Here is an 8,271-nt window from a genome sequence, read left to right as displayed (position 1 = left end):
TATCGCTAGGGGGAAGAGAAAAAATATCTAGGATTTCATCATATATTTCAGGGGACTTAGTGTAAAAACATGAAACAAAAGTAAAATATTATTATCGGTGACAGTAAAGTAACATTCACGTCTATTCTTGGTTAATTTTTCTGAGTAAAATTACAGGTAATTTTGTTAAATTTTACCAAAAGATTTGGTTTTTTATACCCAGTGAGCTTAATCTTATACCCTTGTTTATGACTACAACATTAGCACGGTGAAGTAATCATTTTAATTGCAGTGAGCCAAAAGCCTTAACTATTTAAGTCGCTCTTAGCTTATTGATTACAGCAATGGATACAGATGGATGTTTGCTCTAGAGCTATCGCTTATTTGCCTACTTTTAAGTGATTATTTCCGAGCTGTATATCTCACCTAAAGCCACCTGTAAGACACAATTTCAGCCTGACGATGATTCTAAAGCTTTATTTTCATCTGTTATACCAGATGTTCTCACCAAGTGGGTTTGGCAAACTTGGTTAAAATATATGGTCAAATTATTTCGATAGAGAATAATTTTGCAAATCTTGATTGAGTCAACATTCGGTATCTCAAATTTATTTATAGAAGTTCATTGCCAGGCTTTACTGATGCTGTTAGTAGGGTTATCTTCCTCAGAAGGAACTATGTGCTGTTTTTGCTGTCAAAATAGTAACAAATAAAGTGTAGTTTTTTGATTTCTTTAGAAAATTATGAATCCTTTGACAAAACGACAATTTTTAATATTAATGGTATTACTTGTTTCCTGAGACAAATTCTGATAATCTTATCGGTTCCCTCTTTAATTTAGACTCTTTCGACAATCTAGATATACAGCAGATAGCATGATAATGACAAATAAAAAATGGGCCGTTAAACGCATAACAGTTAATCTCGCAACGCAGGAAGCGGAAAAACTAGAAAAATATTGTCAACAAACAGGTAGACCCGCAACCGATGTGATTCGCGAACTGATTAGAAGTTTGCCTGTCTCCGACGATGGCAAAGATGTAAACAAGTAAGAACATACTTTCACTACTTACTAGATAACTGCTTTGCCACCAACAAAATAGCTCTGATACTTTTTTGGGTGCGCCGCAATGGACAATAATTTGTCTAGCTGATACAGGCGCGTTTTGCTCGCGTCTGGTCAATTACGGGGACTAAAAGAAGTAATTAAAGAGGTTTTAGTATCGACATTGCTTGCCTTAATATACTGGTAGAGTTGATATTAAGTAGCAAATTCCGACACCAACCCAGTTACAATCTGTAAAGAAACTGAAAAGGAACGACGGAATGCGTGTTGCAATCGTAGGTGCGGGACTTGCTGGACTAGCAACCGCAGTGGATCTAGCTGATGCTGGTTGTGAAATAGAGATTTTTGAGTCTCGTCCGTTTGTGGGTGGTAAAGTCGGCAGTTGGGTTGATGGAGATGGCAACCATCTAGAAATGGGGTTGCATGTATTTTTCGGGTGCTACTACCAACTATTTGACTTGATGAAGAAAGTGGGGGTGTTAGAGAACTTACGCCTCAAGGAACATACCCACACTTTTATTAATAAAGGGGGGCGCACTGGTGGTTTGGATTTTCGCTTCTTTACAGGTGCGCCTTTCAATGGCTTAAAGGCATTTTTCACGACTTCCCAACTATCGTTGCAGGATAAATTGCAAAATGCGATCGCTTTGGGTACTAGTCCAATAGTTCGCGGATTGGTAGACTTTAACGGGGCGATGAAAACCATCCGTAACTTGGATAAAATTAGCTTTGCCGATTGGTTTCGCAGTCATGGTGGGAGTAATGGCAGCATTAAGCGGTTATGGAACCCCATTGCTTACGCATTGGGATTTATTGATTGCGAAAATATGTCTGCCCGTTGTATGTTAACCATATTCCAGTTATTTGCAGTCAGAACTGAAGCTTCAGTTCTGCGAATGTTGGAAGGTTCTCCAGCTGACTATTTGCACAAGCCCATTCTGGAATATTTAGAAGCCAGAGGCACTAAAGTTTATACGCGTCGGCAAGTACGCGAAATTCAGTTTATAGAGTCAAACGAACAAACCCGCGTCACTGGTATAGCAGTTGCCCAAGGTGATGCAGTCGAAACTATTACTGCTGATGCTTACGTTTTTGCCTGTGATGTTCCAGGAATTCAACGTATCCTACCCCAGGAATGGCGTAAGTGGTCAGAATTTGACAATATTTACAAACTGGATGCAGTACCAGTGGCTACAGTGCAGTTACGCTTCGATGGTTGGGTAACAGAACTCAACGATGAAGAGCAACGTAAACAGCTAAATCACGCGGCTGGAATTGATAATTTACTGTACACAGCCGATGCTGACTTTTCTTGTTTTGCGGATTTAGCGTTGACTAGCCCTGCTGATTATTATCGCCCAGGACAGGGATCTTTGTTACAACTAGTGCTGACACCGGGAGATCCGTTTATTGCACAGAGTAATGAAGCGATCGCACAGCATGTCCTCAAGCAAGTCCATGAACTGTTTCCCTCGTCGCGGGAGCTAAATATGACTTGGTATAGTGTAGTAAAACTTGCTCAGTCTCTCTACCGAGAAGCGCCAGGGATGGATGCCTATCGTCCCAATCAAAAAACACCAGTAGATAATTTCTTCCTTGCAGGGAGTTATACTCAGCAAGATTATATTGACAGCATGGAAGGTGCTACTATTTCTGGACGGCGGGCGGCAAAAGTGATTTTGGAGAATTTAAAGAGATAACGTAGACACGCAGTGGCTTGCCGCAGGCTACCGCCAAGGACGCATTCGCGTAGCGTCTCGTAGAGAAGAACGCAAAGGAAGAAGAAGAGAAATGTCAGATTGGTTAGAGCATACTGTGCAGGTAGAAGTAGAGGCCCCCATAGATTTAGTATGGAGCCTCTGGTCTGATTTGGAGCAAATGCCCCGGTGGATGAAGTGGATTGATTCGGTGAAAATTCCGCCAGATAATCCAGATATATCTCTTTGGAAATTAAAAACCGGCAGTCTAGAATTTAATTGGCAATCCCGAATTCTCAAAGTAATTCCCAACCAAATTATCCAATGGGAATCGATTGATGGTTTGCCTAATCAGGGAGCGATTCGCTTTTACGATCGCCACAATAGTAGCATTGTTAAAATGAGTATTTCCTATGCTATCCCCGGCATTATTGGCAAAATTATGGATAACTTGTTTTTGGGACGGATAGTTGAATCGACGATTCAAGCTGATTTGGAAAGATTTAAAGAATACGCGCTGAATGTTAAAGCTAATTGATATAGATAGTAAAAACAGGCAGTAGGGAACAATATGTGCGATCGCGCATATTATTCAACATTATTTACCACCTACTAAGTTTCTTCTCTACTTCTTTATCTGATCTTCTGAACTTAGAGGGTTAAAAAATTACCAAGTGGGATCGCTAAACAAATTAATCGTCAATTCCTCACGTGGCGGTACTGCGGTGATACAAGCGCGGATGATCTCTCCATCCTCTAATTCGACGGTGCAAGCGTGACAAGACCCCATTAGACAACCGGTGGGAATAAATACTCCAGCCCGATCTGCTACATCCAAAATGGCTTCTCCCACTTCGGCATCTACTGTCACATCATCGGGTAAAAAGTGGACACGAACAATCATGAATCTTACGCTTTTGATTTGAAATTGATTCGTAATACAAATTCTGTATAAAGGTGCGCCAAACTATATGAGGAACGAACCGCAAAGGACGCATTCGCGCAGCGTCTCGTCAGAGAAGAACACAAAGGAAGAAAGAAGAAGCAAAGGAAATTTGGCGCAACTTCACAAAGAAATGGTATAAGAGTTGTTATTTGTCATTTGCCTTTTGTCTTTACAAATGACAAATAACCATCTTAACGAAAAAAAGTGCAATTTATTTTATGCAACTTATATCAATTTGAAACATGATTGTGACAGATGAATTCACTACACCTAGATTTAGAAAGCTATCTCAATCCAAAATCTAAAATTAAAAATGGTATCAGCTTAAGACAAAAATGGAGTTAAGTCTAAATGGCTTTCTACTTCAGTCGCTAAGGAATCCAAAATCTGCTCTCGCTGTTCTCGGTAGTTAGCAACACCGGTGGGCAAAGATTTTAAACCGCGCTGTTGACGGAGGCGATTTAACCAAGCGCGTCGCCAAGGGCCGTTATCAAAAAGCCCGTGGAGGTAACTTCCCCACACCGATTGACAACTATCCACTAATCCTAAATTAATATCGTCAAATAGGGCATGGTAGGATTGAGGATCTATTCCTTGCTGCTCGATGCGCGATCGCCCTTGGTGAATTTCAAAGCCATTGACTGGTAAGCCCTGCTGTGGATAATTTGAGCTAACTTGGCGCTGGCGGGCGATTTTTTGTCCGGTAATTACGGTTCTAATTGGTAAAAGATTTAACCCTTGAAATCTGCCAGCTTGTCCTTCTATCCCTTCGGGATCGGCGATAATTTGACCGAGCATTTGATAGCCACCGCAGATACCTAAAACGGTTCCACCAGAAGCAGCATAGTGTTGAATAGCTTCTGCCATACCGCTTTTTTGCAGCAGTAGTAAATCAGCAATTGTGGTCTTTGTACCTGGGATAATTACGGCATCAGGATGTCCTAAATCTTGCTTAGGGCTTAAGTATTTTACCGAAACTGTACTTTCTGATTCCAGGGGGTCGAAATCGGTGAAATTGGCAATTCTGGGTAAGCGGATAACGGCAATGTTGAGGTCTGTTTGGGCTTTACTTGACGACGATTGACGTTCTAGCAAATCCAGGGAGTCTTCGGTCGAAAACACATCTTGTAAGTAGGGTATAACACCGATAACAGGAATACCTGTGCGTTCTTCTAACCATTTTATCCCCGGATCTAAGAGCGATCGCTGTCCTCGAAATTTGTTAATTACTACACCCTTAATTAGAGCGCGTTCATCTGGTTCCAATAACTCTAAGGTTCCTACCACATGGGCAAAAGCACCACCCCGATCGATATCAACTACTAACATCGTTGGTGCATTCAAATACTTTGCTACCCGCATATTGGTTAAATCGCGGTGCTTGAGGTTAATCTCTGCTGGACTACCGGCACCTTCACAAACTAGTAAGTCAAATTCTGTTCCTAAATGCTGTAGCGATTCTTCAATTGTCCGCCACCCCAGTTCAAAATATTGCTCGTAGTAATCTGAGGCACTTACTTTACCTACAGACCTACCTTTGATAATTACTTGGGAAGTCATATCCCCTTGAGGTTTGAGTAAAATTGGGTTCATTTCTACCCAAGGCACGACTCCCGCAGCCCAAGCTTGCACTGCTTGGGCATAGCCAATTTCTCCACCACTGGCAGTAACATAAGCATTTAAAGCCATATTTTGACCTTTAAAGGGAGCCACCCGCCAGCCACGCCGCGACAGAATGCGACAAATAGCTGTAGTTAAAAGTGATTTCCCTGCATGGGATGTTGTCCCCACCACCATAATTGATTTCATAGTTGCTATTAGTTAGTTTTTCAAGATACAGAGTGAATTTTTAGAAACGAAAAATAAGCGAGCAAGGAGAGATGAGGGAGTAGGGGAAGAAATAATACACTATACCCCACACCCACCATTAGCATCACAAATTTCAATTAGATGATTACGGTAAAGACTTCATGAATAAATGTGATGTTTCCGTATATTATTCCCTTTGATTGCCTAATGCTAACTCTTTGGTTTTGTTTTTTATTCTAAAAGGGTATCCGTAACCAACGAATCACAGCATCGAATAAACGATCGCGCCATGAAGGTGTCCGCCAGTTTTTTCCGTAGTATTGTTCCACCAACTGGCGACCCAAGGGAGTGAGCCGAAAACTATCTGTAATTCCCTGTCCATCGACTTCTCGCCGCAATACACCCACTTGGATTAGCCAGCCCAAGGCGTTATCACAGGCTAATTCTGATAAAGGGCGCTTAGTATAGCCCTGTTTAAGTCCATTTTCCAGAGCGATCGCAGTTACTGAAACACTCTGGTGTCCCATGACTTCAAATAAAGATAAATTGAAGGGCGAACACACTAGCGATCGCTCGGCTCTTTCTACTGTGCTTTGAGGATAGATAAAAATATTTGGGTTTTGGGAGTCAGCAGCAGCCATTTTGTTGGGGGTGAAATTTTTCTTCTGATAAAGATTAATTTAAGAATATATTTTTTCTTGTACTATATACCTCATTGAACCAAAATTAGTTACCTGAAGTATAGTTATGCTATTTTTTAGTAATTATATTTAATGATTATAAATTAATGTAAAATTTCAAGTGCATCAACAATCTGAAACAGGAAAGGTTAATTATGCCTCTAGCAGTTGGTACGGATGCACCTGCATTTACCGCCAAAGATACAAACGGCAACACAATCTCGTTATCTAATTTGAGGGGAAAGACAGTTGTTTTGTATTTTTACCCCAAAGATGACACGCCAGGCTGCACCAAACAAGCCTGTAGTTTTCGAGATGCCCAGGCTCAATATCAAGGTAAAGATATTGTAATCTTGGGAGTCAGTGCAGATGATGAAGTCTCCCATCAGGCATTCACTCAAAAATATAATTTGAATTTTCCTCTATTGGCTGACAGCGACAAATCCCTCATCAAAGCTTTCGATGTGGATGGCGGTGGTTATGCCAAGCGCGTCACCTACGTAATTGACCCCAACGGCAAAATTACCCATGTTGACACTAGTGTAAATACCACCACCCATGCTAGCGATGTTTTGGCTGTGCTTGGGCTGTAGTTTTTTACCTGATAACTAAGGATTTTTTAAATAGTCTCAGCCCCGAGCCTCTAGAGGCTTGGGGTTCTTTGCTTGAATTCAGTTACCTGATTGTGGTGTAACCGATGGCGGCGTAGCTGATGGTAGTGTAAACGATGGCAAACTGGGGCTTGCTTGCTGTTGTTCACCTCGAATTAGTTTTTGTTGCCTTGCTTTAAAGGCTGCTGCGGCTGAGTCTAGTTGTTCGTTCTGTTGGTCAGAATTCCAGTTGAGAGTCCCAAAATTTGCCCGATGAATCAGGTCAAACATATTGAAATTATCTGCGTTTGAACGAGAGAACGGATCGGTATTTTGGTCTGTTGTACTATTACTGGGAAAAGCATCGGCTGGGCTGCTGACTTGAGCCGAACTGGGTTGAGCCATGAGCAAGGAAGCAAAGCTAATGCCTGCTACGGTAGCTACAAAGAGTCTAGGAATTTGTAAAAATGATTTTTTCATGGGATTTTGACCCTAAAACTGCTCTATTTTATCTCTTTAAGCAAGAGTCCGCCGTAGTTGGGGTTGAATGCTCAGTAAGGCGACAACGGCAAAGCCAAACAATACCAGCAACGCTCCCCCAAAGGTAACATCACCCCAAGGAGCCTGCATAACTACACTACCTAATCCCCAACTACTGTGGAGATATAGATAGCGAATGGGTTCGATCGCATAGCTAAGAGGATTCAGGGTAGCGATAACCTGTAACCACTGAGGCATGAACGATAGAGGAGCCAAAGCAGTACTAGCGAACAATAATGGTAGATTAGTGACAAAAATCACTGCAATCAGTTCAATGTGTCCGGGTAGGGCGAAAGCTAAACCGAGGGAGATGGCTGTTACGCCTAAAGCTAATAAGAGGACAATTAGAGCGATCGCACTTAAACCAACTGCATCGGGTAGTCCAGCGCCCAAAAATGCCGCCGCCGCTACAATCACGGCTGCTTGCAGCAAACTCTGGCTGATGATAAAGATTGCCGAAGCAAAGACAATGGAAAACCGCGATGCTAACGGTGCTACCAACAAACGATTCAAAAAGCCGAACTCGCGGTCAAACATTACGGGTAAACCAGCATTCAGCGCCCCAGCAAAGGCTGTAAACACAATAATACCCGCAGCTAAAAATTGTCCGTAATTTGTTGTTGTATTACCAAATATACCCTTGGGGGCATTTTGGAACAAAGCACCAAACAGTATCAGCCACATGACTGGCTGAATAATTCCGGCAACTAAAGATGAGGGACGGCGTTGCAACTGAATAAACAAGCGACGAGTTAAAGCCAACGTCTCTTGTACTAATTCACCGAAGAAGCTAGGTGCAGCATTAACATCTGCTGGTGGCGATGCTAGTGACTGCCAATTGATATCAGATTTAGGAGTAACGCTCATAGAAATTTTGGATTTTGGATTTTGAATTTTAGATTGGGCATGGGGCATTGGGCATTGGGTTTACTTGTCCCCTCATCTCCCCCTGCTCCCCCTGCTC

General features: G+C 42.0%; 9 protein-coding genes. 4 read left to right on the top strand and 5 right to left on the bottom strand.

Going from position 1 to position 8,271, the window contains the following annotated elements; translation table 11 throughout:
* The first annotated feature begins 854 nt into the window (after positions 1–854).
* The 3 genes from G1O98_RS34970 to G1O98_RS34960 all read left to right on the top strand — a co-directional run bounded on the left by G1O98_RS34970 (position 855) and on the right by G1O98_RS34960 (position 3,280).
* Positions 855–1,031, top strand: coding sequence for a CopG family transcriptional regulator (locus G1O98_RS34970; RefSeq protein ID WP_174710394.1), 177 nt, complete (start codon positions 855–857; stop codon positions 1,029–1,031).
* Positions 1,032–1,305: 274 nt separating this feature from the next.
* A complete protein-coding gene (zds, locus tag G1O98_RS34965; RefSeq protein WP_163938436.1) occupies positions 1,306–2,745 on the top strand; it encodes a 9,9'-di-cis-zeta-carotene desaturase in 1,440 nt (479 codons plus the stop codon).
* Between the two features lie 91 nt (positions 2,746–2,836).
* Positions 2,837–3,280 carry an SRPBCC family protein gene (locus G1O98_RS34960; RefSeq protein ID WP_163938433.1) on the top strand — a complete coding sequence of 148 codons (444 nt, stop codon included), beginning with the start codon at positions 2,837–2,839 and terminating at the stop codon, positions 3,278–3,280.
* A gap of 129 nt (positions 3,281–3,409) precedes the next feature.
* On the opposite strand, the gene G1O98_RS34955 is transcribed toward G1O98_RS34960, so the two are convergent.
* The 3 genes from G1O98_RS34955 to G1O98_RS34945 form a co-directional block, all read right to left on the bottom strand.
* Positions 3,410–3,646, bottom strand: coding sequence for a 2Fe-2S iron-sulfur cluster-binding protein (locus tag G1O98_RS34955; RefSeq protein ID WP_163938429.1), 237 nt, complete (start codon positions 3,644–3,646; stop codon positions 3,410–3,412).
* A gap of 366 nt (positions 3,647–4,012) precedes the next feature.
* Positions 4,013–5,497 (bottom strand): cobyric acid synthase CobQ, encoded by a 1,485-nt coding sequence (gene cobQ / locus G1O98_RS34950; protein WP_163938427.1) that lies wholly within the window; start codon positions 5,495–5,497, stop codon positions 4,013–4,015.
* Between the two features lie 236 nt (positions 5,498–5,733).
* Entirely contained in the window at positions 5,734–6,138 is a 405-nt protein-coding gene (locus G1O98_RS34945; RefSeq protein WP_163938424.1) for an Npun_F0494 family protein, read from the bottom strand.
* Between the two features lie 194 nt (positions 6,139–6,332).
* On the opposite strand from G1O98_RS34945, the gene G1O98_RS34940 reads away from it, so the two are divergent.
* Positions 6,333–6,770, top strand: a complete 438-nt coding sequence (locus G1O98_RS34940) for a peroxiredoxin (protein ID WP_114084741.1) — start codon at positions 6,333–6,335, stop codon at positions 6,768–6,770.
* Positions 6,771–6,848: 78 nt separating this feature from the next.
* On the opposite strand, the gene G1O98_RS34935 is transcribed toward G1O98_RS34940, so the two are convergent.
* Both G1O98_RS34935 and G1O98_RS34930 read right to left on the bottom strand, forming a co-directional pair.
* Complete coding sequence (locus tag G1O98_RS34935) at positions 6,849–7,247, bottom strand: hypothetical protein (protein WP_163938421.1); 399 nt, start codon at positions 7,245–7,247, stop codon at positions 6,849–6,851.
* A gap of 36 nt (positions 7,248–7,283) precedes the next feature.
* Positions 7,284–8,174 (bottom strand): ABC transporter permease, encoded by an 891-nt coding sequence (locus G1O98_RS34930; protein ID WP_163938418.1) that lies wholly within the window; start codon positions 8,172–8,174, stop codon positions 7,284–7,286.
* Positions 8,175–8,271: the final 97 nt, after the last annotated feature.

This window comes from Nostoc sp. UIC 10630 (assembly GCF_010747425.1).
GTDB lineage: Bacteria > Cyanobacteriota > Cyanobacteriia > Cyanobacteriales > Nostocaceae > Nostoc.
The sequence above is the reverse complement of the archived record's forward strand: the minus strand, read 5'-3'. Positions and strand labels throughout refer to the sequence as shown.

Coding starts and splice junctions, on each gene's coding strand:
- G1O98_RS34970 (WP_174710394.1), top strand. CDS start 855: ATGATAATGACAAATAAAAAATGGGCCGTTAAACGCATAACAGTTAAT.
- zds (WP_163938436.1), top strand. CDS start 1,306: ATGCGTGTTGCAATCGTAGGTGCGGGACTTGCTGGACTAGCAACCGCA.
- G1O98_RS34960 (WP_163938433.1), top strand. CDS start 2,837: ATGTCAGATTGGTTAGAGCATACTGTGCAGGTAGAAGTAGAGGCCCCC.
- G1O98_RS34955 (WP_163938429.1), bottom strand. CDS start 3,646: ATGATTGTTCGTGTCCACTTTTTACCCGATGATGTGACAGTAGATGCC.
- cobQ (WP_163938427.1), bottom strand. CDS start 5,497: ATGAAATCAATTATGGTGGTGGGGACAACATCCCATGCAGGGAAATCA.
- G1O98_RS34945 (WP_163938424.1), bottom strand. CDS start 6,138: ATGGCTGCTGCTGACTCCCAAAACCCAAATATTTTTATCTATCCTCAA.
- G1O98_RS34940 (WP_114084741.1), top strand. CDS start 6,333: ATGCCTCTAGCAGTTGGTACGGATGCACCTGCATTTACCGCCAAAGAT.
- G1O98_RS34935 (WP_163938421.1), bottom strand. CDS start 7,247: ATGAAAAAATCATTTTTACAAATTCCTAGACTCTTTGTAGCTACCGTA.
- G1O98_RS34930 (WP_163938418.1), bottom strand. CDS start 8,174: ATGAGCGTTACTCCTAAATCTGATATCAATTGGCAGTCACTAGCATCG.